The sequence below is a fragment of the Campylobacter concisus genome (assembly GCA_002092835.1).
In the GTDB taxonomy this organism is placed as follows: Bacteria; Campylobacterota; Campylobacteria; order Campylobacterales; family Campylobacteraceae; genus Campylobacter_A; species Campylobacter_A concisus_K.
This window is the reverse complement of record LVWL01000018.1, coordinates 127,321-153,525: the sequence shown is the minus strand read 5'-3', so window position 1 is coordinate 153,525 and position 26,205 is coordinate 127,321. Positions and strand designations below refer to the sequence as shown.

Below are 26,205 nucleotides of genomic sequence, written 5' to 3'. Positions count from 1 at the left end.
AGTGCCTTATAAGCCGGCACGCTCTGGTGCACCAAAGTAAAAGCCCTGGAACTCATCTACACCGATCTCTTTACAGATTTCAAATATCTCTTTTGAATGCACATATTCAGCAATAGTTTTTATACCAAGGTCTTTTGCAAATGCTACGATCGCACTTGCAATAGAGTGTGAATCTTTATTTATGTCTATATCTTTTATAATAGAGCCATCGATCTTCACGTAGTCAGGCTTGATCTTTATAATGTAAGAAAAATTTGAATATCCTGAGCCAAAATCATCGATAGCGATCTTTGCACCCATGCTTTTTACACGCTCGATAAAATTTGAAACTCTCTCTAAATTTTTAAGCTCTTCATCTTCAACGATCTCAAATACTACTCTGCCAGCAACATTGTGCTTGTTCAATAAATTTAAAACAAGTGAGCTAACATCACCATCGATCATGTCTCTACTGCTTAAATTTATAGAAAGTACTAAATTCTTATCCTCTACAAGCTGTTTAAAACACTTTTTAATGAGTTGTTTCTCAAGATCAGCATAACGCTTAATACGCTTTGAGATATCTAAAAAGACATTTGGTGATATAACATCGCCTCTATCTAAAAGTCTTATCAAACATTCGTATTTTACAGGTACCTTTTGGTCATTAACTATCGGCTGAAAATAAGGAACAATATTGTTATTTATAGTGGCGTATTGTATCAGTTTAGAGCGTTCTATTTGAGTTGCGTATTCCTCTTTTTGATTTAGCCCTTTAAAATAGCAAACATAGTCTTTATCTTGCTCTTTTGCTGTTTTTAATGCTATTGTTGCTTTTCTTAATGTTTGGTCACTATCAAGAGCAAAGCCTATTGTACTATGTATCTCGATACCTTCTATCTCTCTGCCATCTTCATCGACTATACTTAGCATACGGCCTTTAAAAATTTCTATCAAATCTTCAACCATATCTTCATATCTATCGATAAAGCTATCACTATCTTCTACCAGAGCAAATCTATCTGCTTCTATGCAGTAAGCCTTCATATTCTCATCTTTGGCAAATTCACTGATCAAATCAGCCATCTTGACCAAAATCTGGTCACATGCAAATTTACCGTAAAAGTCATTCATCTTGCCAAAATCGTCAATATCTATAAGCACTACTTTAGGATTTTCATAGCTATTAATATCACGCACCAATGCTGTTTTATTTAAAAGTCCAGTCATCGGATCGATATAAAGCTTTTCTCCAAGCTCTTCTATCTGTTTTTTAGTACCTATTTTTAATGCGTTATAGTTATTTTTTTCTTTTATATATTTAACCGCATACCATATACAAGTAGATAAAGCAACTATTGCACCAACGAAGCTTAAGATAAATGTTAAAGTCATATTATTTAAAAGCCACTCAAAAAAGTACTCATCATGCGTACCAGTAATACGTTGATCGACCTTTCCTTTAAAGCCTAATATATACTCTCCGACCGGTACAAACATACAAACTTGAGCAGCATTTCTGGCAAAATTTTTGCCCAAAAATAATCTTTTTGGAAATTATGAGCAAAGATATTTCCACAGCTTTTATCGTTAAATTCTTGATTTATTATTCTTTTATCTGAAGACACTACGACCTTGTATCCATTTTTATTATCATCCTTTAATAAAAGGACATCACCCATAGCGCTATCGTTAATGTAAGATTGAAAATTTGCGACATCATATTTGCTGACATTTTTGAAATAATCAACATATTGATATGTCAAATAATCAACTTTCTTTCGAAGATTAAAACCATTTTCAGCAGAAGCATTATTAAATTTAAAATAAAAAACTGCCAGGTTTTCGACTAAAAAAATACTTCCCAAAACAAACACTAAACCTATAATCGTTTTAGTGATGTTTATATTTTTACCCGTTTGCTCGTCCTTGTTACTCAAAAGTTACTTCCCTTGTTTTGTGTAATTGCACTGATTATATCAACCTTAAAATAAATTTTAACTTTTGGAAAAAAGTTAAAGCCTGACTATTTTAGCGCCGTATCCACCCTGATTCGCAGGTGCGTCAAAAAACTCTTTCACACTTGGATGCTCTTTTAAGAAATTTTTAACAGCAAAGGCAAGCTTACCTGTACCGATACCGTGAAATACACTAACCTCATCAAACCCCATAACAAGACTATCTGAGATAAATTTATCAAGCTTTGCTATCGCCTCGTCAGCTCTCATGCCGTGTAGATCAATTGAGAGCGAGGCAGACTTTGGCTTATCGACATTTAGGCTCACACCACCTTTTTTAGGCAAGACTACTTCGTTGCCATTTTTTCTTAAAAGCTCAAGTGGCACGCGCAGATTTATGCCATTTGATTCGATCGTTGCATCATTTTTTGAGATGCTTAAAACCGTGCCTTTTATATTTTCATACTTCACTCTATCGCCTACTTTTAGGCTCTCACGCTCAGTTTTTTTAGGCTTAACGATAGCAGCTTTTTTCTCATTTGCCACATTTAGCGCTCTTTGTTTGTCTTTTATATCCTTGAAATTTATAACCGCTTTTGCCGCATTTATTGCTTCAAAATACTCTTTTTCCAGACGTGAAATAGTCGCATTTAGCTTGATCTCATTTTTCTCTTTTAGCTCTTTTTGCTCCTCGAGCAAGCGCTCCAGCCGCTCCTCTTTTGCCGTGACCTCTTTTATGCCCTCATCAAGCTTAGTTTGTAAATTTAGCGTCTTTGTGATGATCTCGTTCAAATTCTCTTTATCTTCACCATAAATTTTCTTAGCCTGCGCCACTAGATTTTGAGATATGCCGTATCTTGCCGCTGTTTCAAAGGCATAAGACTTGCCGATCGTGCCTTTTAAAAACTCAAATTTTGGCCTTTGTGCCGTCTCGTCGTAAAGTGCCGCCACTAGCTCAACCTCTGGATTTTTAGCTAGCAACATCGCAAGGCGCTTGTGGTGGGTCGTGATGATCATTTTGATATCTTGAGTGATGAGACGCTCTATCATGACGCCATACAAGCTCGCAGCCTCCTCGAAGTCGGTGCCAAGCTCGATCTCGTCGATGCCGATGATGATCGATTTTTTAGTAAAAAGCCTTGCAAAATGCACCATCCTGCCAGCAAAGGTCGAGATGTCATTTTTTACGCTTTGCGGATCTTCTATGATCGCGTCAAATTCTTTAAAAGAGCCGATGCTTGAGCGATTTGCGTCGATACGCATAGGTAGTAAATATTTTGCAAGTAGCGCGGCTGAGATGATTGATTTTAAAAGCATCGACTTACCGCCAGCATTTACACCGGTTATTAAAAGTACCTTTTTACTAAAATCCACACTCACGCTCTTTGGATTTTTTAGCGCCGGGTGGGCAAATTTCTCAAGCTTGATAACGTGTGAGCTGTTTGGCAAAACAAACTCATAGTCACGTGATCTAGCCAAATTTACACGAGCCTGATATGCGTCAAACTGATCAAAAGCGTTATTTATAAATTTCAAAAAAAGCAGGCTCTTGCTCATCTGCAAGCTAAATTTCTTACAGTGCTCAAAAATGATCTCCTCTTTTCTATCAAGTAGCTCGCTTTGCTCCTTTTTTAGGCGCTCGGTGCTTGCAGGAGCGACGTAGAAGTAGCCACTTGAGCTTCTAGCGATCACGGTGCCTTTTAGGGCGTGATTAAAGCCGCCACGCACCAAAAGTGCCTCTTGCGAGTTGATGTAGTGCGTCTGGGTATCGACTAGATAGGGCGTGATATGCTTTGAGTAGATAAGCTTTTTAAGCTCAGCGTCGATCTGGCGTTTTTTCTCACTAAACGCCTGCTTTATCGCATAAAATCTCTCATCCACGCTGTCACTAAACTCGCCGTTTTCATCAAAGCTGTTTGCCATCTGGCTTATCGCTTCAGGGATTTCTACCTTTGCGATCCACTCGCCAAGCCTGCCTTCAAATTTTTGCTTTTTTAGATATGAAAAATATTTAATAATCTTTGCAAACTCGTAAATTTCACTGATGTGAAGCACTGCTTGCTTGCTAAGTCTCATAAGTGCGTCATCAAGCTCTTTTATCTCATCAGGCGCCTTAAAATCATACTTTGAAAGCTCGCTAATGTTTTCAAAGTGGATTTTACTGTCGCCTTGCAAAAATAGCGGTTTTTGCCTTGCTAAAAAAGAGTTAAATTTCTCTAAATACTCGCCCAAATCAAGCTTTAAAAATATCTCTTCAGTCATTGCTCACAACTTTTTATCGGCACGATAACGCCTGAGAGATCACTAAATTCTCTTTTAGCCAAAAATGACGCTGTGCCAAATTCGTAGTTAAATTTCTCAGCGCTCACGTTATATTCACCACATTTTAGTGTTTTGCCCTGTTTAAAATCGCTAACTAGCTTTGAGATAGCATCCTCGTTTTTTGATAAATTCTCTTCGTAAAAATAGACACAAACAAGGATCGCTACAAGCACCGCACTAACGAGTGCTTTTATACCTTTGCTGATCTTTTCATCTTTTATCGCCCAGATCGCTCCAAAAAGTACGATAAAGCCAGCGATTAGGATCAAATTTCTTACCATTTCACGCCTTTATATTTTACGATAAGCTCTTTGTAAAGCTCAGCATGAGGCTCGATCTTGTCTAAAATTTCTGCCCTAACCTCACTGATATCTTGCTTTTCAACTAGCAAGCAAACAGCCATATACGGGGCATTTGGTAACATATCTTTTATCTGAGCACTACTTAGCTTTTGCTCCCTTGCAAGCGCGATCAAGATATCTTTTTTGCCTAAATTTATAAGGCTAGAAATTTCATCACAACTTAGCTCTTTTTCTTTTATCTCTTTTAAAATTTCATTTTCATCTTGGTGCTTGAAGCTACTTAGATCCATTAGTAGCCGCCTCTTAGCTGCACGCTGATATCACCCGCTCCAAAACCAACTACGATGCCGTCACTTAGGCGGTTTTTGACACCAAATTCATCTGTAAATTCGATGCCGTCCTCGACTCGCTCAACCTTGTCTGTAAAGATCGGGTTATACTCGCTAAATTCGCTCTTCATATCAACCTCGATCGGATTTTCACCGGCTGCATAAACTGGCAAGATAACAAGCTCATCGACACCTTTAAAACACTCTTTAAAGCCAGCTAAATTTGTGCTAAGCCTTGTGTAGCGGTGTGGCTGAAATATTGCTGTGACGCTGTTTATGCCTAAAATTTTGGCGTATTCAAAGACTGATTTTAACGTCGCTTTTATCTCGGTTGGATGGTGTGCGTAGTCGTCTATTAGGACAAAATTTTTGTTTGCACAAAGTATGTCAAAACGCTTTTTTATGCCTTTAAAATTTAGTAAATTTTCTCTGATATCTTTTAGCGGAGTCTCGTGCATCGCAGCAAGAATGGCCAAAGAGGCGTCTATGGCGATGTGCTCGCCCATACCAAAGGCTTCAAATTTGCCTAAATTTTTAAGATTAAAGCTGGTGTATGGCTGATAGTCTCTTACCACCATCGTAAGCTCAGTTATATCGGTACTTGGATAGAGCCTGATCGCATCAAGCTTAAGCGTGCTTAAAAACTCGTCCTCAGCGTTTATTACTCTAACTTTCGCGCGTTCCAAAAAGCCCTTGTAGGCTGCGTAAAATTTAGCTAGATCGTAGTCGTAGTGCTCCATGTGCTCTGGCTCTGCGTTGGTGACAATGGCTAGATATGGGTTTGAGTTTAGGAAGCTCGAGTCGCTCTCATCTGCCTCAAATACGACGTTATCGCTCTTTGCATAGCGCATATTTGAGCCAAACTGCTTTGAGATGGCGCCAATGATCACTGAGCCCTCAATGAGGCTTGCTAGCATCGCTGAGGTGGTGCTTTTGCCGTGCGCGCCAGCTACCGCAAAGACACATTTATCTTCAAGCACATAAGGCAAAATTTCTTTTCTAGAAAAACACTTTATGCCCTTGTTTCTGGCCTCCACTAGCTCGATATTGTCGTCTTTTATCGCCGCTGAGTAGACCACAAAGTCTTGGTCTTTTATCGCCTCTTTACAGTGCGGAGTGATAACCTCGATTCCTTCATCTTGAAGCTCAAGAGTCGTCTTGCTCTCTTTGATGTCGCTGCCACTTATCTTGTGGCCTTTTTCGTGTAAAAATCTAGCGATGGCTGAGATGCCGATGCCGCCAATGCCTATGAAATGGACTTTTTTGATCTCATTGTTTAGCTCTTGCAAATTTTATCCTTAAGTTTTTCGTGATTTTAACAAAAACTACTAAATTTAAGGCTGAAAAATGGCTTTTATTTGCTTAAGGTAAAGCTCTCGTCTATCAGTCAAAGACTGTTTTTTGTGAGATTTTGGAGTTTAAATTTACACTTATCCAATGCTTTTTATTCATGTGATAGGCTTTAAAAATTTGCTGCTCATCGACTAGTACCATCGCTAGATCAGGGCTACATTTTAGATTTAAAATATCTATCATTTCGTCACTTTCAAGCCCAAGCTTGCTAGCGCTTATCTCCATAAGTAGCGCAAACCACTTCTCATTTTTCTTGTGACGAAAGGCACTAAATTTTGGATATTTTGGGAAAATTTGCTCACCTAAAACGTCAAATTTCTCTTTTATGTATCTCTCAACGTCACTTCGTTTCAAATTTCACTCCAAAATTCCTTTAAAGAGCACTCATTCTTGTTAAGCTCACTTTCCCGTCCAGTTACGGCTTTCTTTTATCTTTTAAATTTCGCCTCTATATGCATAAAGCCCCAGGTGCTTCTAGCCTCGCTAAGCTCCTTTTTACTAAGCTCATCGATCATCATCTCTTCATTTTTACCAAGTCTATTTTTGATCTCACCAAATGGATTAATAAGCATAGAATCTCCATAAAAACTCCACTGCTCATCGTCGCTCTTGTGGCTACCTACGCGGTTTACACGTAGCACATAGACGTTGTTTGTAAAGGCCCTAACCTTTAAAAGCTCCTCCCAGCGCGCCTGAGAAAAAAATGTACAAGCCGTTGGCACGAGCACGATATCGACCTTTTTAGCGCTCATATAGGCCCAGCACACATCAAAGTGCGCCTCGAAGCCAAACATGACGCCAACCTTAAATTTATCATATGTAAAGATAGGTAAATTTAGCTCATCGCTTGTGTTATTAAAGAATTTCGCCTCATTCCAGTGAGCGTAAGGCATGAGAATTTGCTGATCATATAGCTTGACTTGTGTTGGGGTAAATTTAGCTAGACTTTTAAAAATTTCCTTGCCTTTTAGATTTACAATGGGTGCAACAATATTTAGATCATACTTTTTTGCCATTGCAAAAAGAGCCTCTTTCTTGCGCTCGCTTTGCTCTTTTATAAGGCTTTTTGGCATGCCAATAAGCTCTTTAAAAAAGCTATTTAGCACATATTCACCAAGCACAACTAGCCTTGCATTTTCGTCCGCACAAATTTTTAGATAATAATCAAGCCTCGCCTCGCTTAAAGGCTGCGTTGGTAGCTGAAGGGCGCAAATTCTACTCATCGTCCACCTGCTTTATGCTAAGTTTTGCGTTTTCTAAAATTTCTCTTGCTTCATTTAATAGCTTTTTACCCTGCTCGTGTAGTTTTATGCTATTTTCCAGGCTCACATCATCTTTGTTTAGATCGTTTAAAATTTTATCTGCTAGGGCTAATTTCTCTTCAAAACTTTGCTCTTTTTGCTCCATCTTCTATCCTTTTAATATATTTTTTATATATCCATCAAATTTTTCTATCTCAACCAAAAATGCGTCGTGGCCGTAGTTGCTATCTATCTCTACAAAATTTGTCTTCAACTCTCGCCCCATCTCACAAAGTGCGTCATAAATTTCTCTCATACAGCTTGGCGGAAAGAGTAGATCGCCTTTGAAAGCGATTAGATGTAAATTTGCTTTGATCGGTGCAAGAGCGTCTTTTAGATTGTCATAGTGTCTTGTACAGTCAAAGATGTTCATCATTTTTACGATATATAGGTAGCTTAGTGGGTCAAACCTCTTTGGGAAGTTGTAACCGTTGTACTCCATGTAGCGATCCACCTGAAAGCGCCCAGAAAGCTCGTAAAGACCGTCTGTCTCCACGTAGTTTCGTCCAAATTTCTCATCCATGCTATCAGGGCTTAAAAAGCTGATATGCCCTGCCATCCTGCCAAAAGCCATACCTTTTAGCCCATTTTTTCTTATAAATTCCACGTCATATTCGCCGTTTTTGAAATTTTCATCGTTTAAAATGGCTTCGATGGCGATTTTGTTAAACGCTATCGCCCATGGCTTAGTCTGATAGGTACTTGCAAGCATTATGATATCTTGGGCAAACTCTGGAAACTCGATAGCGTAGCAAAGTGCCTGCATACCGCCAAGACTGCCGCCGATAACGGCTCTTGCTCTTGTGATACCAAGCTCGCTAAATAACCTCATTTGCGCCTTTACCACATCACTTATGGCAAGGACTGGGAAATTTAGCCTATACTCTTTGCCACTGCTTCTATCCACACTTAGTGGTGAGGTAGAGCCAAAGCACGAGCCTAGGATATTTACGCAGATAACGTAAAATTTATCGGTATCAACCGCCTTTTTACTGCCTATTAGCCCGTCCCACCAGCCAGCTTTCTCATCAGCTGCGTAGGTGCCAGCTGCGTGGTGCGAGCCTGTTAGTGCGTGGCAGATGACGATAACGTTGCTTTTATCGGCATTTAGCGTGCCGTAAGTCTCATAAATAAGCTTAAAATTTGATAGCATACGGCCACTCTCAAGATAGAGTGGCTCGTTAAATTTAATAGTTCTAGTTTGCAGGTTTAACACTAATTGACTTTGTAGTTTGGTGCCTCGTGAGTGATAACTACGTCGTGGACGTGGCTCTCTTTTAGTCCAGCGCTTGTTATCTCGACAAATTCAGCTCTTTCTTGAAGAGTTGGGATATCTTTTGCGCCAACATAGCCCATAGCGCTTCTTAGGCCGCCTATTAGCTGATGGATCACATCTTTTATGCTACCAGCAAATGGTACACGGCCTTCGATGCCTTCAGGTACAAGCTTATCTTGAGCGGTGCCCTCTTGGAAGTAGCGGTCTGAACTGCCCTTTGTCATAGCGCCTATTGAGCCCATGCCGCGATATACTTTGTATTGGCGACCTTGGAATGTTATAAGCTCGCCTGGGCTCTCCTCGCAACCTGCAAGTAAGCTTCCCGCCATAACGCAAGCTGCACCTGCTGCAAGGGCTTTTGCCACGTCACCTGAGTATTTTAAACCGCCGTCAGCGATAACTGGGATGCCATATTTCGCTGCTTCGCTTGCGCAGTCATCGATAGCTGAAATTTGAGGCACGCCAACACCAGCAACGATCCTTGTGGTGCATATTGATCCTGGTCCAATGCCCACTTTTATGCCATCAGCTCCTGCTTCTGCTAGGTCTTTTACAGCTGCTGGATTTGCAATATTGCCAGCTACGACATCGACATTAAAATTTGCTTTTACCTCTTTTAAAGTATCGATGATGCCCTTTGAGTGGCCGTGAGCTGAGTCGATGACGATGACATCTACACCAGCATCAACTAGCGCTTTAGCGCGGTCTATCTGACCCACGCCAATAGCCGCAGCCACTCGAAGTCTGCCGTAGCTATCTTTGTTTGCGTTTGGATACTCTTTACGTTTTTTTAGATCTTTTATGGTGATAAGGCCGTCAAGCTTGCCGTCTTTATCGACGATAGGTAGTTTTTCAACTCTGTTTGAGAGAAAATTTTCTCCGCATCATCAAGCGTGCATCCCTTTGGTGCAGTAATTAGCGGTGCTTTTGTCATGCGATCTTTTACCAAAGTATTCATATTTGTCTCAAATCTCAAATCGCGATTTGTTAAAATTCCTATTAATTTACGGTCCTTATCGATGACTGGAACGCCTGAAATATGAAGATCTGACATAAGGCTTAGAGCTTCAGCCACGGTCGCTTCTGGATTTATAAAGATAGGATCGATGATAACGCCACTTTCGCTTTTTTTAACGCGCTTGACCTCTTTTGCCTGGCTTTCGATGTCCATGTTTTTGTGGATGACGCCGATACCGCCCAGCCTTGCCATCATGATAGCAGTTCTATGCTCAGTCACCGTATCCATCGCAGCAGAGACGATCGGGATATTTAGCGTGACGTTTTTGCTGATCCTGGTTTTGACATCAACTTGCTTTGGCAAAATTTCAGAGTATTGCGGCACAAGAAGCACATCCTCAAATGTTAAAGCTCTCTTTACTATCTTCATATTTTTATCCTTTTATTAAATTTTCTAGGCTCTTAGCACCATTTATCAAGGTCTGTTCGTCCCACGCTTTTGCGATGAGCTGGGCGCTCACGTTTAAATTTTGATCATCTTTGCCAACTGGCACAGAGATAGCTGGTAGGCCTGCTAAATTTACGCTAATCGTGTAGATGTCGCTTAGATAGGCTTGAAGCGGATCGCTGTGTGCTCCAAATTTATAAGCTGTGCTTGGAGCAACTGGCATGAAGATGAGATCATTTTCTTCTAAAATTTTCTCGTACTGAGCTTTTATATGTGCTCTTGCTTTTTGCGCTTTGATGTAGTAAGCATCGTAGTATCCGCTACTTAGTACAAATGTACCAAGCAAAATTCTTCTTTTTACCTCTTCGCCAAAGCCTTCTGAGCGTGAATTTACATATAGCTCTTTTAAATTTCTAGCCTCTGCACGTCTGCCATATCTTACTCCATCGTAGCGGCTTAAATTTGCGCTTGCCTCTGCGGTTGCGATGATGTAGTAGGCTGCGACGTCATATTTTGAGTCTTCAAAATTTGTGTAAGTTACGCTGTGTCCGTGTGATTTTAGCTTTTCTATGGCTAAATTTAAAGCAGCTTTTGTCTGCTCGCTTGCGTTTTCGACGTAGTTTTTGATGACACAAATTTTTAGCTTCTTCTCGCCATCTATCTTGTCGCTAACGCTCACAAACGGCACATCTGCGCTCGTGCTATCTTTTGGGTCGTGTCCAGCGATCGCGTCATATAAAATGGCTGCATCTTCTACGTTTTGAGCGATAGGTCCTATTTGATCAAGGCTGCTTGAGTAGGCACCAAGGCCATATCTGCTCACTCTACCATAAGTTGGCTTAAGCCCTACGCATCCGCAAAATGCCGCTGGTTGGCGGATCGAGCCACCAGTGTCACTACCAAGTGCGGCTACTGCAAGGCCAGCTGCGACTGCTGCTGCTGAGCCACCACTACTGCCACCTGGGACGTGAGCATGATTTAGTGGGTTTAGTGTTTTGCCGTAAAATGAGCTCTCAGTCGTGCTTCCCATCGCAAATTCGTCCATATTTGTGCGGCCAAATGGAGCTAAATTTTTGCTAAGTAGCTTCTCGATAACGGTTGCGTTGTAAGGTGCTACGTAGCCTTGTAAAATTTTAGAAGCACTTGTGACGCTCCAGCCTTTTACTTGGATGTTGTCTTTTATAGCGATAGGCACGCCCTCGCCTAGTTTTGCGATCTCTAAATTTGCTAGCTGCTCGACATAAGCGCCAAGCTCTTTTTCTTTTATGATTTTTTCCTCAAGCTCGGCTCTTAAATTTTTTATCTCTTCAGCTGAAAATTTCAAAGCTTCTTTTAAAGTTACCACTATTTTTATCCTTTAAATTTATTAACCAAAAATATGCCAAACAAGCTAACAACGACCACCACAGCGATCGTTACTACTATGATACTTACGCTTACTGGCTCACTTAGCACTTATGACCTCTTCGCATCTTGGGCATAGCGCATCTTCTTTGCTAGCATTAAATTTCCAGCATCTTGGGCATTTGTGAAGGTTGCTTGCTATGATCTTAAATTTATCACCCTCAAACTCAAACTCGGCTAGTGGCTCGCTATCATCATAAGCTCTAACCGAGCTTACCATGTAAAGATCGGCCACTTCGCGCTCGTCGTAGCTTGTGATGTTGTGGTTTGTGGTTTCTAGACTTAGCTCTAGGGTTGATTTTATCTTTTTGTCCTTCTTAAGAACGTCCACGATCTCGTTAAATTTCTCCCTACTGGCAAAAAGTAGCTCATCTTCAAAGCTAAGGTCGAATTTGATTGGCTCATAGACTAGATCAAACGCGTCTTTTGCCTCGCCCTTGATGATCTTTGGAGCATAGTCCATCACCTCATCAACGGTGTAAGTAAGCGTTGGAGCGATGAGTGGTAAAAGCGCCTTTGTGATGATCGCCATCGCGCTTTGAGCTGATCTTCTTCTTGGGGCGTCTTTTGCGTCGCAGTAAAGTCTATCTTTGCAAACATCAAGATATACGCCGCTAAGATCGGCTGATAGGAAATTTAAAAGGATATTAAAGCCCTTTGAAAAGTCGTAGTTTCTAAAGCAAGCGCTCGCCTCGTCAAAGACCTTTTTAGCACGAGCTAATATCCACTTATCAAGGATGTTAAACTCTGTATTTAAGCTCACAAGATCATTTACGTTTGCTAGTAAGAAGCGTATAGTGTTGCGGATTTTGCGGTATTGCTCGCTTATTTGTTTTAATATATCTTCGCTTATTTTTAGGTCACTTGAGTAATCACTCATGCCAACCCAAAGGCGTAAAATTTCCACGCCGTGAGTCTTGGCTACGTCTTGTGGAGCGATGACATTGCCCTTGCTCTTACTCATCTTCTCGCCCTTAGCATCGACTGTAAAGCCGTGAGTTAATATGCTCTCATAAGGTGCGTGAGAATTTATAGCTGTGCTTACTAGAAGCGAGCTTTGAAACCAGCCGCGGTGCTGATCTGAGCCTTCTAGATACATGCTTGAAGGGTATTTGCCAGCGTCGTAGTTATCGCTTTGCAAGACCGCATGCCATGTCGAGCCGCTATCAAACCAAACATCAAGGATATCCATCACTTTTTCTAAATTTTCAGCCTTGTACTTTGAGCCCTTTGGCAAAAGCTCGTCTATGCTTAGCGCCCACCACGCATCAGCGCCTTTTTCTTTAAAGATAGCCACGATGTGGTCTAAAATTTCACTATCAAATATAACTTCTTTTGTCGCTTTATCTCTGAAAAACGCGATCGGCACGCCCCAGTCACGCTGACGTGAGATGCACCAGTCTGGGCGATTTTCTATCATTGAGCCTATTCTTTTTATACCAACGCTTGGGTAAAATTTAACCTTTTCAAGCTCCTCGCGCGCTGTTTGTCTAAGTGTTTTTCCGCCTAGTTTTGCCTCATCCATAGCAATAAACCACTGCTTTGTAGCTCTATAAATAACAGGCTTATGTGTTCTCCAGCAGAATGGATAAGAGTGTCTAAATTTAGAGACGCTAAGTAAATTTTTGCCAAGTAGCTCTAAAATTTTTTCATTTGCTTTAAAGATGTGCATACCGACAAACTCATCTACCATGTCGCTTCTAAATAGTCCGTGATGTTTTAGGCTCTCATCGTAGCAGCCACCATCATCAACTGGCATCAAAATTTCACTAAAGCCATATTTCAAACATACGTAGTAGTCGTCCTCGCCGTGTCCTGGAGCTGTATGAACAAGTCCAGTACCACCATCCATCATAACGTGATCACCTAGCAAAAATCGTGACTTTCTGCCGTTTAATGGATTTATCGCGTGAGTGTTTTCAAGCAAGCTTGATTTAAACTCTTTTTTTACTTCGCCCTTGCTTAGACCGCTTTCCACGATACTCTCAAGTAGTGGCTTTGCAAAGATCAAATTTTCAGCCGTTAGCACGTAAATTTCATCTGGTTTTAGGCTTATGGCTTGATTTGCTGGAAGTGTCCAAGGCGTAGTCGTCCAGATGACAGCGCTCGCCTCTTTTACGCCAAGCTTTTCTAGCGCGTCGTTATCAAGCTCAAAGGCTACGTAAATAGAGTAGTCCTCTTTCTCCTCGTACTCGACCTCAGCTTCAGCCAGCGCCGATCTAGCTGCCCAGCTCCAGTAAACTGGCTTGCTTCTTTCTATCAAAAGGCCTTTTTTAGCGATCTCGCAAAGTGCTTTGTAGATGTCAGCCTCAAACTCAAATTTCATCGTCATGTATGGATTTTCAAAGTCGCCGATGATGCCAAGGCTTTTAAATTCATTTCTTTGAATGTCTATAAATTCTCTCGCGTGCTGCCTGCAAAGCTCTCTGATCTCGACCTTACTAAGCTCTTTTTTCTTATCGCCAAGCTTTACTTCGACTTGCTGCTCGATCGGCAAGCCGTGGCAGTCCCAGCCTGGCACGTAGCGGACGTTTTCGCCGTAAAAATAGTGCGTTTTTGTAATGATATCTTTTAAAATTTTATTTAACGCGTGGCCGATGTGTAGGTGGCCGTTTGCATACGGAGGGCCGTCGTGGATGTTGAAATTTTTAGCCGCATTTTGGCGATTTTTCTTCATTTTTTCGTAAACCTTGCGGTCTTCGTACCATGATTTTAGTCTTTGTGGTTCATTTTGTGGGAGATTTCCGCGCATCGGGAAATTTGTCTCTGGGAGTAAAAGTGTCTCTTTGTAGTCCATTTTTTACCTTGATTTTAAAATTTGCTAATTTTACACCTGTGCTGGTTAAATCACACTGAAAAATAGTATAATGAGGCAAAAAAAAGGAGCTTAAAAATGAGACAAAGTATCTTGATAATAGGCGAAGATCTTGAGATAAATAGAGAATTTCTAAACTACATTTTTCAAAGTTACGAGGATCATTTTGGCGAGCTTGGAGTTGTCAGTTTTGCTCCCAAAAATAGCAAAGAGCTGCCTTTTATCATCGAAAATTTATCAAAAGATTACGACTTTGTAAGCATTTTTGGCTCGGATGAAAATTTTGCTATCGCTGCAAAGATCGTAGCGACGCTAACTGGGGGCTCGCTTGAGCTAAAAGATAGCACGACACTTGCACTTAAAGATAGCTTAGACTACTCAAAAAATAGCTTTTTAGCCAGCCTAAATAACGCTCAGATAAATCTCATAAAAGCTAATCCAAATGAAGAGCTAGGCGAGTTTCTCACCGAGTACGAGCCTGATTTTAGCTACTTTCATCTAATAGACATCGACGCAGATAGCGCTAAGATCCTTATACTGCCACTTGCTAAAACTTATGAAGTTGATATCACTCTTGCGCAGATCCTGCCAAATTTAATACTAGTAAGGGCAAAAAGTAATAAATTTGGCCAGATCGAGAGCTTTTTACAAGGCGTAAAAACGCTATTTTCGCAAAAATTTATCCCGCAAAAAGATGTGATCAAATTTGTAGCAAAAAGGCTCATGCAAAAGGGACTTAAAATTTCATTTGCCGAGTCTTGCACAGCTGGGCTTGCGGCAGCTAAATTTGCAAGATATGGCGGCATCTCAGCTAGCTTTGATGGCTCGTTAGTAACCTATGCAAATCACATAAAACACGAGTGGCTAGGCGTTGAGGATGAAATTTTAGATACTTACGGAGCTGTGAGCGAGCCTTGCGTAAAAGCTATGGTAAAAGGCACGCTAAGCACGACAAATGCGGACTTTGCACTTGCTATTAGCGGTATCGCAGGACCGGGCGGGGGCACAGCTAGCAAGCCAGTTGGCACGGTCTACGTCGCAGCTGGCGATAGAAACGGCAACATCGAGGTTGAGAGACTTCTTTTAAAAGGAGATCGCAACTACATTAGAGAGCAGAGCGTTCTGAGCGCCTATTTATGCCTACTTCGCCTAAAAAGCGAGATATTTTTCGCGTAAAATTTGACTTTACTAAAAATTTATAAAAGTCTTACGCTAAATTTAATGAGCCAAAATAAAATTCGGCAGCGATTTTCTAACAGAAGATCAAAAATAAAAAGCCAAATTTGGGAGGCTAAAGATGTTTAAAAAGATATTGTTTCTCGCCGTTTCTTAGTTATTTGCATTTAGTGCTCTAGCTCAAGCAGGCGAGATAAAAGCAAGCGACTCACCCTTTGGTTACGCTAGCATTGGTGCAGAGCAAAATTTTGGCGGATACGCCGGCAAAGAGAGTAAAGAAGTCGTCGTAAAAGATAGGCAAGAGCTCGTAAAATACGCTCAAATGGGTGGTTACGTCATCTATGTGGATGGGCTCATAGACCTTAGCGAAGGCAAGATCCCACAAAATGGCAATAGCGATGGGTTGGATAAATTTATAAGTGAGATTAGCGGTGGCGAGTTTAGCTCTTATGCCAAATTTATGCAGGCTTACGGCGCCTCATGTCGTGCAAATTTAGACGGTTCACAAGATCCAAAGTTAGCAGCGCTTCGCAAAAATTTAGCCAACGAGTGGAAAAGCTCATCGTAGTGCCGGTAGCTAGCAACACCACAATAATCGGCTTAGGCGAAAACTCAGGAATAAAAGGCGGCTCACTTTTGTTAAAAAATGTCCAAAATATCGCGGTCCGCAATATGAAGATCGAAGATGCTTTTGATCCATTTCCAGATATACAAAAAAATGACGGCTTTAATGCGCAATATGACGGCGTCAGCATAGAGTCAAGCAAAAACATCTGGGTAGATCACTGCCATTTTAAGGACACGGTCGAGCTTGATCATGTGCATTTAGCAGGCGGAGAGCTTACCAAATGGCAGACTTACGACGGACTATGCGACATCAAGGGAGACAGTGCGGCTATCACGATCTCGCACAACATCTTTGAAAACCATGACAAAACGATGTTAATTGGCTCAAGAGACTCCGACGGCAGCAGCGAAACAAGGACTATAACGGTCGCTCATAACGTTTTTGACAACTGCGCGCAACGCTTACCTATGGTACACAATGCAAAGGTGCACGTCTATAACAACTTTTATGACTCAAAAGATGGCTTCTATGACCAAAAATACGCCATTGACGTGCGCTTTGGCTCGCTAATATACGCTCAAAACAACTACTTTACAAATGGCGTCAAAATAAGCTACAAGTGTAACAAAGGCACCATTTTTGAAAGCGGCAACATAGACCTTTCTAAAAAAGGTAGCGTTTGTGAAAAGCTAACTAAGCCGCCATTTGAGCCACCATATAAATTTGAACTTATCCAAGCCTCAAACGTCCAAAACGAGGTAAATAAAAACGCAGACACAGGCAAACTAGCCGTTATAAAATAAAACCAAAGTCCCGAGCTAGTCAAAACGCTTGGGGCCTGAAAATCAAACTAAATTTTTATATTTTTACAAGATAAAACGCTAGCACATAGCCCGTATATCAGCACGCAAAGGCTAACACTTAGTCCAAAGACGCTAAGAGCCGCGGTCTGGCTAAAAGAGAGGGTAAAAAAGGAAATAAAGCTCGTGATAAATGCGCAAAATATCCCATAAATTCGCTCTTTTTCGCTAAGACTCTCATTTAGCGCAAATATCATGTAATCAATCCCCACAGCACTTGCAAGTATGAGTCCAAAGACACCAAAAATGCTTAAATTTACGCCAAAAATGGCGAAGATAAAGAGCATAAGAAGCACGCCAAAGATGATAACGCCCATAACAAGTACCGAAACAAGCACACTAAAGTAAAACCATAGCAGTAAAAACGCGACCACAAGCGCTGCTATTTTTAGCTCTAAAGCTAGCTCTTTTGCCTGTGTTAGGTTCTCATTTAGCGAGTCAGCAAAATTTAGGCTAAAAGCGTTGTTGCGAGCTAGCACCTCATAGCTTGTCAAGCCCTCTACAAAGCCGCTCACGTAAGCTACGCTAGTATTTTCATCAAGGGCAAATTTTTTAAAATCCTTCATTGATTTTAGAGCCAAAATTTCACTCATGCCAAGCTCTTTTTCGCTCAAAACCTTTAAAATTTCACTTCGTATCTCATCTTTACTAAAGCCAAATTTCTCATAAATCACATAAATTTGCTCATCATCAAGCGCCTTTTTAAAGGCCTCTTTTAGCTCAGCCTGCTCGCTTTTACTTAAAAATATATCGCTTAGTGAGCTCTCATCTTTTATCAAATTTCTCTTTTTTAGCTCGTTTAAAAGGCTCTTTTCACCTCCTAAAATGTCGCCGCTAGATCTTGTCACTATCATTGTGTTTTGGTTGTTGCCAGTTAGACTTAAGATATAAGAAGAATCCACTAGCAGGCTCTTTGGCATATTTGAGTAGTCTTTTACGTTTTCGGTTTTTGATAAATTTTTAAGGTCAAATCCAAGAAAAATAGCTAGTAAAACAAGAGAAATAGCTAGAAATTTAGCCCCCAAATGCCTTGCGACCAAGTCTGAGAGCTCGCAAAATTTAGTTAAAAACCTATCAAAGAGCTTTGATCTATAAAATTTAACCCCGTCAAAGACTAAAGGCATAAAAAAGTAGCTAGCTAAAAAGGCACCAACTAGCGCAAATGCCGAAAAGAGCGCTACCTCTTTAAGCAACCTAAGATCAGAAAACGTAAAAGCTAGATAGCCACTAAGCGTGATAAGAAGGCCTAGCAAGAAAATTTTTAGCATGCTTTTTATGCTACTAGTCCTAATAGCTTCGCCCTCGTTTTTGCTAAGCCAGTGCAAGATATAGTCAAACATAAGTCCAATGAGGCTTGTGCTTATTAAAATAGTTAGGATATTTAGCTCGCCAAGGCAGAGCAAAGTGCCTGCAAATGCCACGCTAAAGCCAAATGCAGCGATAAATATCACATAAAAAATGCGTAAATTTCTAAAAGCAAGCATCAAAAATATAGCGGTCAAACTAAGCGAGGTCACGCTCATATAAAGGCTCTCGCTCTCGTTTTTTTGCTTTGAAAATGCCTGATAAAGAGCACTTGAGTGCACAAAAAGCTCGTTTTGTCCAACTTTTAACGCATTTAGCTCGTTATAAAAATTTATTAGCCCCTCGCTTGCCACGCCACTTTTTAGCTCACCTTTTAGCAAGAAAAAGCTCTTTTCTCCGTCTTTTACCTCAAGCATGAGCTCGGCTAAATTTAAGCTCACATTGCCATTTTTTGCACTAAAACCACTACTTAGTGAGAAAAAATCATCTTTTACATTTAAAAGCCTAAAGCTATTAAAAATTTCCTCTGCGCGCTTTTTGAAAAAGGCGTTTTTATCGTTTTTTAAAAGCTCCAAATCAGCCCTACTTAAAAGTGCGATCTTTGAGCGGTTTATATCACTTTTTATATCATTTAAATTTACGTCAATATTCGCCTCAAAGCTCTTAAAAAGCGAGCTTTTAAGCGCTAAGTTTTGCACGTTTTTGGCCAGCTCTTTAGAATTTACCAATACCAAAAAATTTGACGCCATCTCATCTTGCACCTCTTTTAGCACCTTTGCCTCTTTGGCGTCCTTAAAATTTATCAGTGAAAAGATGTCGGTTTGGATGTTTTTTAGGCTCGCAAGCGAATATCCAAGCGAGGCTAAAAAAACAAATATAAAAGCCGAGATCGTGGCTAGTTTTTTCATTTTATACTAAACTCATTTATCGTTTTATCACCGCTTACCTCATCAAGCTCGATCTTTTTTACCACCTCGTCGCCACTTATCTTTATGGATTTAAAAATTTGTTTAAAGAGTAAATTTTTAGGACTTAGCTCTATGCTCCACTCTTTTAGGCTACCGCTTGTTTTTATATCAAATTCTTTCCTAAGTTCGCCCTCATCGAGGCTGATGATAGCAAGAAAAAGCTTTTCGTCAAAATTTGCGCTCGTCTTTTCTAGCTTGCCATTTTCGTTTTTAAAAATGCCGTCTTTGTTTATAAAAACCTTTGAGTTGATTGGCTCTAGAGTATCCCAGTAAAGACCACCATTTTCTAGTCTAAACTCACCTGTGCTTTTTATGCTTTTGTTAAAGCCAGCAAGGCTCTTTGTCTGCGTGAAATTTCCGCTTACATTATCTGTTTTTACTATATTTTTAAGCTCGCTTAGCTCATATCCAAAGCAAGATATACAAATGGCCAAAAAAATAACTATTTTTTTCATATATTTTCCTTTTTTATGTAAGCTTCAAGTGCGTTTTTTAGGGCCTCAGGCATCTCAAAGCAAGTTTGCAAGCTCTTCATCTCGATAACGGCTTGCGCGGTATTTGCCTCGCTTATTTTTTCGCCCTTTTCATTTTCTATAAGGTAGTGAAATTTCAAAAATGTTTCGCACTCGCTAAGCGTCGTAGTGACCTTTATGACGTCGTTAAAAAAGGCTGGGCGCACATATTTTACGTCAAGCTTTACGATAGGAAAGGCGTAACCATCTTTTTTCATAGCGATGTAGTTGTACCCTAGCTTGTCAAGTAGCTCACAGCGTGCCATTTCTAGGTACTTGACATAGTTGCCATGCCACATCACCTCCATGCTATCAACGTCAAAAAATGCCACTTTAAATGTGCTAACGTGTGAAATTTCCAAATTTATCTCCAAAAATCAAAAAAGTTAAACCACTGCGACGGACTCTTGCAAGCTTGCTCCTCAAGCTGCCTTACATAGCTTTGTACATATGGCATGACGCTTGCCTTGCGGTCACGACCTAGTTTTATCTCATCTGCGATGTCACTTAGCTCTATGCTAAATTTATCGCCATTTTTCACGCACCAAAGTGTGCTCATTTTTACACCCAAAATGCCAGCTAGCAAGTATGGGCCGTAATTAAATTTAGCCATCTTGCCAAGGAAGCTCACTTCGACAAATTTATCACCATTTACCGGGGTTCTATCCCCCATGATACCGATATGCACACCACTATCTACCGCCTCTTTTAGTTGCATCATCGCGGCCGCGTCGAGATTTTCTACGCTTATTAGCCTGATCTGCCCCTTGCTTATCTGCTCTAAAATTTTATAAAAATTCTCACTTCCCTTGCTATAAACCAAGATGATCATACGAAAACTTGGCGATCTAAGCGAAAGTGTCTTGCAAATTTCTACATTTCCTAGATGGCTTGTTAGTAAAATTCTGCCACGCTTTGATGCCTCAAACTCTTCTTTTATCCACATGAGTTCGTCAATATCTAGTTCATTTTCGAGCACGCCATTTTGCCAAATACGAAATTTATCGCAAATAGCTATACCAAAGTCATAAAAATTTCTAAAAACGCCAGTAGCTGGTTTTTTACCACTAAATTTTTCTACATTTAGAAGAAATTCTCTTATATTTTCTCTCTCGCTTTTTGAAAAGATGTAGTAGAAACAAACAACTATCATAACGATAGGTTTTATAAGAAAGATGGGTAAATTTTTGCTTATAAAAAGGCTAATTCGTAGGAAAAATTCGTTTGAACGCTCACTCTTTTGCCACCAGATGTACTTTTCTTTGCTGGTTATTTTGCTAAGTAAAAATGGGACTAAATTTAGAAAATACCTCGCGTGCATGAGGCTTATTAGCGCGTTATCTTTTAGCATTTTAAAGTGTGAAACGCCGCCTGGCTCGTAGTGCACTTTTAGCTTTATCCACCAAAGCCCAACGCCCGATCTCACCGCATTTACTAGGATCTCCATGTCAAATTCCATCCTGTTTGAGCTACTTTGAAGGGTCGCCCACTCAAGCTCTTTTAGCGGATAAATTCTAAAGCCACACATCGCATCTTTTATGTTGGTGTTTAAGGTGTTTACCTTGACCCAAAAATTTGTGATCTTTCTACCATAAAACCTCGACTTTGGCGCATCCTCGCCGTAGATGGGATCAGCATGATCATATCGTGTGGATACTTTCTGCTAAGCTCCAAAAACTCAGCCACTTCACTTATGTCATGCTGAAAGTCAGCGTCGATCTGAAATGCATGCGTGTAGCCATTTTGCACAGCGTGTCTAAAGCCATCTTTTAGCGCAGCTCCCTTACCGCCATTTTGTGCTCTTGTCAAAATTTCTACACCAAATTCGCTCAAATTTTCTAGTACCTTTTTTGAAGTCTCGTTTGAGCCATCATCGACTATTAAAATGGGTAGATTATATCTTGCAAGCGCCTCGCAAAGGGCTTTTATCTTTTCTGGATGGTTATAAAATGGTATGAGAAAGAGCGTCTTCATAAGCCCAGCTTTATCCTGCCAACGCTGCTTCTAGTGCCATTACAAAATATCTCAAAATACACCTTCTCATCTTTTTGCGAAATTTCTATACAAAGCTCATCATTTGGCCTTACAAATTTTAAAAATTTCAGATTCTCCACCACGCACTGATCGCCTATTTCTGCGCCAAGCTCTCTTGCAAATTTAAATACAAAATCAAGCTGCACAAAGCCAGGTAGCAGCGGTAAATTTGGAAAATGCTCGGTAAAAATGCCAAGTGCTGGGCTAAGCTTTGTCTTAAATTTATAAATGCCATTTTCGCTACTTTTATCCCAGCTAGGCCCTTCGCTCTTTTCTAAAAGCCCTTTAAAATTTGCTTTTAGAAATTTCCCTTGAGCGTTTTTGCAAAGCGAGCTAACGATTTTAAAATACCTAACACTATTTTTAAACTCAGGCCTTAAAAGCTCATTTAACCTTGCTACAACACCCTTTTTACCGCTATCTCTAAAGAGCTTCACGCCCTCTTCGCTAAGCTCCAAAAGTGCGGCTAGGCGCTTAAATTTTGGATGCGTGTCGCAGTAGCAGTCTTTTAAAAGACCACTTTCAAGCATCTTATTTTCGATGCTTATTAGATTGACCCTTTTGTCATTTAGCTTGACTATCCTATCGATCCTACCCTTTAGCGTGAGTCTGTTGCCCTTTATCTCCGCCCAGTCGTTAGTCTGGAAAAACTCGCACCATGGCGAGCTCACGTTTAATGCTTCATCTTCACTTAGTCCAGCTTTTACCTTGCTAAAAAGCAAAAGTTCATCGCCTAAATTTCTAGCCACTGCACCAGTTTCGGTGCTACCATAGATGTCAATAATGCGTGCACTGCTTAGTTTTGCTATGCTAGCTCTTAGCTCACTCTTTAGGGCCGAGCCGGCACAGATAATATTTTTTAGCCCTGAAATTTCAGCTGCTCTTGGGCTAGAAATTAGCGTTTGAAGCAAAACCGGACTTGTTATGAAACTTAAATTTTCAAGCTCTAGCTCAAAGATCGCCTCCGGGTAATTTAGCTCCTTGCTAACAGCCCTTGCACCAGAGATGATGGGCAAAAATACCTTAAAAGTAAGGCCAAACATATGCTGATGCGAAACGCTTGAAAAAAATGTATCACTTTCATTAAATCCAAGTTCTTCTTTTAAAAATAGCCCTTCTTCTATCATCGCACCAAGTCTTTTTTGGATATTTTTGCTATTTCCAGTCGAGCCCGAAGTCTGAAGAAAAAAAGTAGAGTTTATATCAAATTTTGGCTCTATATTTCTGACTGGAACCAAAAAATTCTTGAAATTTTCATCATTGATATTAAATTTATCACTACTAAAAATAGGCTTTGCAAGCAAAATCGGTCTCACGCCGATCGCAAGTGCTCCAAAAAAAGCTACACAAAAGTCAAAAGTTTCGCTTAGATAGATCTCTACCTCACTTGGGCCATACTCTTTTAAATTTGCCCCAAAAATAACAACTTGTGAGTATAAATTTTTATCAATATCAATAAATTTAAAGTCTTTTAGACTATTTTCAAACTCCATTTTTCCTCTTTAAAATAAAAACTTTACGATATAAAATTTCTCCAAAAAACAAAAACCCCATCAAAATATAAGAGATAAAGGAGCAGTAAATACTCCAATAAAATTTATTTTCAAAACACGATAAAACAAATGCTAAAACCGCATTAAATATAAAAAATAAGCACCAAATTTTAGTTAGCCCCCTTGTGTAGCTAACAACCTTTTCGTCGATATTTTTCTCTTTTAGCCTAGCAAGCCTAGTTATTACCGCCTCACCCCTTAAGCTATAAAAAAATAATGCCAAAAAGCCAATACTTACGATACTTGGGTACAAAAGCGCTAAATTTACACTTCTAAAGATAGCGCAGATGGCAAAAAACAAGCCAGCCGCTAAGCAGACCTGCCTCATATTGCTACTTTCAAAATACCACCTCGCCCACCAAAGAGCACATAGTACACAAAAGATAAAGGCTGCATTCTCTTGCCAAAAAAATAGCACTAAAGGGTAAGCGATGCTTACTAAAATTAGAACTAGGTTTACTATTTTATGCTTCAAATTTCTTTGCTACGGCTTTTACAATATCATCAAGCGTTTTTACGTTTTTAAAATCCTCTGGCATCAGCCTATGTCCGGTTTGACGTTTGATGTAATCAATCATATCAATAGCGTCAATGCTATCAATCTGCAAATCCTCATATATCCTAGTCTCTGGCTTTATCTTGCTCTCATCTATCTCAAAAAGATCGATCAAGGCTTTCTTTAAAATTTCAAAAATTTCTCTTTCACTCATCGTTATTTCCTATTTTCGTAAATGTATTTTGCAAGAGAAGATACGCTAAAAAATATTTCTTTTAGATTTGCACTCTTTGAGTCAAGCACGAGGCCATATTTTTTCTGCACCGCAAGCCCAAGCTCTAAAGCATCAACGCTATCAAGCCCAAGACCATCATTAAAAAGTGGCGCATTCTCATCAATATCGCTTGGCTTCATATCCTCTAAATTTAAGCTTGTGATGATCAACTCTTTTATCTCATTAACTAGCTCTTTCACCAAATTCCTCCTTATAAATTTTACTTATCTCTTCGTGTAATGCCCTAGCCCTTACCGGACTTGGCCTATCCTTTAAAAATATATCAACATTAAAATTTTTCATCTCTTTAAAATGATATTTTATCTTTTCATCTGGCGTTTTATACCATGGTTCATTTTTTCTAAGACTTCTTGGGTGCATATTGATGCCAATACATACAATATTTTTAGCGCCTTTTACACCTATGTAAGCAGCTGCCTTATGAAAAATAATTTCATCTTTCGTACGTGTGCCTTCTGGGAAAATTAATAAATTTTCACCACTTTTTAAAACATCTACGCTTTTTTGTAAAAATTCCTCGTTATTTGTGTTTGGTATATAGTTGCAAGCCTTAATAGCCGCAAATAAAAATATATTTTTGCTAAGCTCGCCCTTTACGATGCAGTTTATCCTTTTAAATTTTGAAACTAAAAAGACCACATCAAGAAGCGAAGGGTGATTTGCTATGACTAAATTTGATCCGCAATTTAGCTCGCTAAGCTCAAATTTATAGTCCAAACACCCACAAATTCTAGTAACTTTTATAAAAAATCCCCAAGAAATTCTAACTAGATCACGGCATAAATTTTGTATAAATTTAAATTTATTTAGCCCCAAAAGTACCGCTGGCACAAGCAGTAAATCCCCGCTTATGCAAATGATTGCAAAAAGGAAAAATAAAAATCCAGCTCTTAAAATTTTAAGGCTCATAGCTAAAATTCCAAGATGAAGAATAACTACAACTTTGCCAGTTTTTTGATATTTTTGGATCAAAATTTACAATAAAACTTTTTAATAAATTCCCGCAAATTTCTTTTTCTTTTTTAGCTCTTTTTAGAGTTAAAACCCTCTCATTTTTTGCCCTTGAGACAACAAGAGCAATCATAAATGATGGCTTTTTCTCATCAAAATAACTCTGCCTTATCGACTCATGATAGGCAAGTATTAGCACCTTTTCATATCCGTCATTTAGTCTTAAAAATGCAGCTTGCAAGGCATCTTCGACTGGGCTAAATGAAGATATGGCAAGAATTTCATTGTGATTTTTAGCCTCTATACTAAGAAGCGACGAGATAGCGTTATGCACAGAAAGTGAAAACGAAGTAGGCGAAACTGGCTCAGCCTTTGCCAGCGTAGTCTCTAGCTCAAAGCAGCGATTTATCTCTCCTTCATATGAGCTAAAAATAACTGGCATATCAAGCTTATCAAAACCACAAAGCAAGCTAAAAGCGCACTTTGCAGCACTACTTAGCCTTCTTCTTTGTATGGGTGGAATTTTTGCTAGATCAAATTCTTTTTTGTATCTAGCTAGTTTCTCGCCGACATCACCATAAGCTATCGCGTCAAAAAAATCAACTTGAAATTTCATTATTTCGCGATATCACCTTTTAGAGTAACACCAGACATCAAAGCACCACTTCCACACTGGAACTGAGTTTTTGAATTAAATGGATGCTTTTTGTAGTAGCCGGTTAAATTTACAACCTTAGTGCCACCTTCTTTTAATGCTCTTTCTTGGAAAGTCTTTAAGGCTGAAAGAAGTGCGATTTGGCATGCCTCTTCATCACTTTTATTAAAACCATTTGTCTTTTTATTAGATGTTAGATCTTTTACAATCACCTGTCCGCTATAGCCTGTGCCAAAACTGATACTTACATTTGGAAGTAAGAAATTTTTAGCTTTTGGGCCATTTAGGAAGTCAAGTGAGTGATATTTCACATCATCTCTTGCATTAAGACTTGTAGCAAACGCCAAAATGGCAACTAATAAAACTAATTTTTTCATGTTTATCCTTT

The 26,205-nt window shown here is 39.7% G+C and carries 21 protein-coding genes and 4 pseudogenes; 2 read left to right on the top strand and 23 right to left on the bottom strand.

The genetic code is table 11. From position 1 onward, the window contains the following. Positions 1 to 6: 6 nt before the first annotated feature. The 12 genes and pseudogenes from A3835_02535 to A3835_02480 form a co-directional block, all read right to left on the bottom strand. Positions 7 to 1,919, bottom strand: a pseudogene (locus A3835_02535) (diguanylate phosphodiesterase). 75 nt (positions 1,920 to 1,994) lie between these two features. Further along, complete coding sequence (locus A3835_02530; GenBank protein ORI08443.1) at positions 1,995 to 4,199, bottom strand: DNA strand exchange inhibitor protein; 2,205 nt, start codon at positions 4,197 to 4,199, stop codon at positions 1,995 to 1,997. After that, positions 4,196 to 4,540, bottom strand: a complete 345-nt coding sequence (locus A3835_02525; GenBank protein ORI08442.1) for a hypothetical protein — start codon at positions 4,538 to 4,540, stop codon at positions 4,196 to 4,198. The genes A3835_02530 and A3835_02525 overlap by 4 nt, the downstream gene beginning before the upstream one ends. Next, positions 4,534 to 4,851, bottom strand: coding sequence for a hypothetical protein (locus A3835_02520; protein ORI08441.1), 318 nt, complete (start codon positions 4,849 to 4,851; stop codon positions 4,534 to 4,536). The genes A3835_02525 and A3835_02520 overlap by 7 nt, the downstream gene beginning before the upstream one ends. Continuing rightward, positions 4,851 to 6,158: a UDP-N-acetylmuramate--L-alanine ligase gene (locus tag A3835_02515; GenBank protein ORI08753.1), complete on the bottom strand. Its 1,308-nt coding sequence runs from the start codon at positions 6,156 to 6,158 to the stop codon at positions 4,851 to 4,853. The genes A3835_02520 and A3835_02515 overlap by 1 nt, the downstream gene beginning before the upstream one ends. 115 nt (positions 6,159 to 6,273) lie before the next feature. Next, positions 6,274 to 6,597: a hypothetical protein gene (locus tag A3835_02510; protein ORI08440.1), complete on the bottom strand. Its 324-nt coding sequence runs from the start codon at positions 6,595 to 6,597 to the stop codon at positions 6,274 to 6,276. A 74-nt stretch (positions 6,598 to 6,671) separates the two neighbouring features. Next, on the bottom strand, positions 6,672 to 7,466 hold the full coding sequence (locus A3835_02505) for a carbon-nitrogen hydrolase (GenBank protein ID ORI08439.1): 795 nt from the start codon (positions 7,464 to 7,466) through the stop codon (positions 6,672 to 6,674). Further along, entirely contained in the window at positions 7,459 to 7,650 is a 192-nt protein-coding gene (locus tag A3835_02500) for an exodeoxyribonuclease VII small subunit (GenBank protein ID ORI08438.1), read from the bottom strand. Before A3835_02500 ends, A3835_02505 begins: the two co-directional genes overlap by 8 nt. A gap of 3 nt (positions 7,651 to 7,653) precedes the next feature. Continuing rightward, on the bottom strand, positions 7,654 to 8,760 hold the full coding sequence (gene metX, locus A3835_02495) for a homoserine O-acetyltransferase (protein ID ORI08437.1): 1,107 nt from the start codon (positions 8,758 to 8,760) through the stop codon (positions 7,654 to 7,656). Then, positions 8,760 to 10,207, bottom strand: a pseudogene (locus A3835_02490) (IMP dehydrogenase). Before A3835_02490 ends, metX begins: the two are co-directional and overlap by 1 nt. A gap of 4 nt (positions 10,208 to 10,211) precedes the next feature. Continuing rightward, positions 10,212 to 11,570 (bottom strand): aspartyl/glutamyl-tRNA amidotransferase subunit A, encoded by a 1,359-nt coding sequence (gene gatA / locus A3835_02485; GenBank protein ORI08436.1) that lies wholly within the window; start codon positions 11,568 to 11,570, stop codon positions 10,212 to 10,214. A gap of 99 nt (positions 11,571 to 11,669) precedes the next feature. After that, the gene (locus A3835_02480) at positions 11,670 to 14,426 is read right to left on the bottom strand and encodes an isoleucine--tRNA ligase (GenBank protein ORI08435.1); all 2,757 of its coding nucleotides are present in this window, start codon (positions 14,424 to 14,426) and stop codon (positions 11,670 to 11,672) included. Between the two features lie 96 nt (positions 14,427 to 14,522). Between A3835_02480 and A3835_02475 the strand changes: the two genes are divergently transcribed. Together A3835_02475 and A3835_02470 are read left to right on the top strand one after the other, a co-directional pair. Beyond that, entirely contained in the window at positions 14,523 to 15,620 is a 1,098-nt protein-coding gene (locus A3835_02475; protein ORI08434.1) for a competence protein, read from the top strand. 121 nt (positions 15,621 to 15,741) lie between these two features. Continuing rightward, positions 15,742 to 16,991 (top strand): annotated as a pseudogene (locus A3835_02470) (hypothetical protein). A 47-nt stretch (positions 16,992 to 17,038) separates the two neighbouring features. Here A3835_02470 and A3835_02465 read toward each other — a convergent pair. The 11 genes and pseudogenes from A3835_02465 to A3835_02415 all read right to left on the bottom strand — a co-directional run bounded on the left by A3835_02465 (position 17,039) and on the right by A3835_02415 (position 26,194). Continuing rightward, the gene (locus A3835_02465; GenBank protein ID ORI08433.1) at positions 17,039 to 19,261 is read right to left on the bottom strand and encodes a hypothetical protein; all 2,223 of its coding nucleotides are present in this window, start codon (positions 19,259 to 19,261) and stop codon (positions 17,039 to 17,041) included. Then, positions 19,258 to 19,776 carry a hypothetical protein gene (locus A3835_02460; GenBank protein ORI08432.1) on the bottom strand — a complete coding sequence of 173 codons (519 nt, stop codon included), beginning with the start codon at positions 19,774 to 19,776 and terminating at the stop codon, positions 19,258 to 19,260. Before A3835_02460 ends, A3835_02465 begins: the two co-directional genes overlap by 4 nt. Then, entirely contained in the window at positions 19,773 to 20,195 is a 423-nt protein-coding gene (locus A3835_02455) for a 4-hydroxybenzoyl-CoA thioesterase (GenBank protein ID ORI08431.1), read from the bottom strand. Before A3835_02455 ends, A3835_02460 begins: the two co-directional genes overlap by 4 nt. Positions 20,196 to 20,197: 2 nt before the next feature. Further along, positions 20,198 to 21,807 (bottom strand): annotated as a pseudogene (locus A3835_02450) (glycosyl transferase family 2). After that, positions 21,804 to 23,360, bottom strand: a complete 1,557-nt coding sequence (locus A3835_02445; GenBank protein ID ORI08430.1) for a 3-phosphoshikimate 1-carboxyvinyltransferase — start codon at positions 23,358 to 23,360, stop codon at positions 21,804 to 21,806. Before A3835_02445 ends, A3835_02450 begins: the two are co-directional and overlap by 4 nt. Beyond that, a complete protein-coding gene (locus tag A3835_02440; GenBank protein ORI08429.1) occupies positions 23,350 to 23,895 on the bottom strand; it encodes a DNA gyrase subunit B in 546 nt (181 codons plus the stop codon). Before A3835_02440 ends, A3835_02445 begins: the two co-directional genes overlap by 11 nt. Beyond that, complete coding sequence (locus A3835_02435; protein ORI08428.1) at positions 23,885 to 24,130, bottom strand: acyl carrier protein; 246 nt, start codon at positions 24,128 to 24,130, stop codon at positions 23,885 to 23,887. The genes A3835_02440 and A3835_02435 overlap by 11 nt, the downstream gene beginning before the upstream one ends. 2 nt (positions 24,131 to 24,132) lie before the next feature. Next, positions 24,133 to 24,390, bottom strand: coding sequence for an acyl carrier protein (locus A3835_02430; GenBank protein ID ORI08427.1), 258 nt, complete (start codon positions 24,388 to 24,390; stop codon positions 24,133 to 24,135). After that, the gene (locus A3835_02425) at positions 24,374 to 25,120 is read right to left on the bottom strand and encodes an acyl-phosphate glycerol 3-phosphate acyltransferase (GenBank protein ID ORI08426.1); all 747 of its coding nucleotides are present in this window, start codon (positions 25,118 to 25,120) and stop codon (positions 24,374 to 24,376) included. Before A3835_02425 ends, A3835_02430 begins: the two co-directional genes overlap by 17 nt. After that, positions 25,110 to 25,778: a beta-ketoacyl synthase gene (locus A3835_02420; GenBank protein ORI08425.1), complete on the bottom strand. Its 669-nt coding sequence runs from the start codon at positions 25,776 to 25,778 to the stop codon at positions 25,110 to 25,112. Before A3835_02420 ends, A3835_02425 begins: the two co-directional genes overlap by 11 nt. Further along, entirely contained in the window at positions 25,778 to 26,194 is a 417-nt protein-coding gene (locus tag A3835_02415) for an excinuclease ABC subunit A (GenBank protein ID ORI08424.1), read from the bottom strand. Before A3835_02415 ends, A3835_02420 begins: the two co-directional genes overlap by 1 nt. Positions 26,195 to 26,205 lie beyond the last annotated feature (11 nt).

Excerpts from the sequence above, each read along its gene's own strand:
- A3835_02530 (ORI08443.1), bottom strand. The coding sequence starts at position 4,199 with ATGACTGAAGAGATATTTTTAAAGCTTGATTTGGGCGAGTATTTAGAG.
- A3835_02525 (ORI08442.1), bottom strand. The coding sequence starts at position 4,540 with ATGGTAAGAAATTTGATCCTAATCGCTGGCTTTATCGTACTTTTTGGA.
- A3835_02520 (ORI08441.1), bottom strand. The coding sequence starts at position 4,851 with ATGGATCTAAGTAGCTTCAAGCACCAAGATGAAAATGAAATTTTAAAA.
- A3835_02505 (ORI08439.1), bottom strand. The coding sequence starts at position 7,466 with ATGAGTAGAATTTGCGCCCTTCAGCTACCAACGCAGCCTTTAAGCGAG.
- A3835_02500 (ORI08438.1), bottom strand. The coding sequence starts at position 7,650 with ATGGAGCAAAAAGAGCAAAGTTTTGAAGAGAAATTAGCCCTAGCAGAT.
- A3835_02480 (ORI08435.1), bottom strand. The coding sequence starts at position 14,426 with ATGGACTACAAAGAGACACTTTTACTCCCAGAGACAAATTTCCCGATG.
- A3835_02475 (ORI08434.1), top strand. The coding sequence starts at position 14,523 with ATGAGACAAAGTATCTTGATAATAGGCGAAGATCTTGAGATAAATAGA.
- A3835_02465 (ORI08433.1), bottom strand. The coding sequence starts at position 19,261 with ATGAAAAAACTAGCCACGATCTCGGCTTTTATATTTGTTTTTTTAGCC.
- A3835_02460 (ORI08432.1), bottom strand. The coding sequence starts at position 19,776 with ATGAAAAAAATAGTTATTTTTTTGGCCATTTGTATATCTTGCTTTGGA.
- A3835_02445 (ORI08430.1), bottom strand. The coding sequence starts at position 23,360 with ATGGAGTTTGAAAATAGTCTAAAAGACTTTAAATTTATTGATATTGAT.
- A3835_02435 (ORI08428.1), bottom strand. The coding sequence starts at position 24,130 with ATGAGTGAAAGAGAAATTTTTGAAATTTTAAAGAAAGCCTTGATCGAT.
- A3835_02425 (ORI08426.1), bottom strand. The coding sequence starts at position 25,120 with ATGAGCCTTAAAATTTTAAGAGCTGGATTTTTATTTTTCCTTTTTGCA.
- A3835_02420 (ORI08425.1), bottom strand. The coding sequence starts at position 25,778 with ATGAAATTTCAAGTTGATTTTTTTGACGCGATAGCTTATGGTGATGTC.
- A3835_02415 (ORI08424.1), bottom strand. The coding sequence starts at position 26,194 with ATGAAAAAATTAGTTTTATTAGTTGCCATTTTGGCGTTTGCTACAAGT.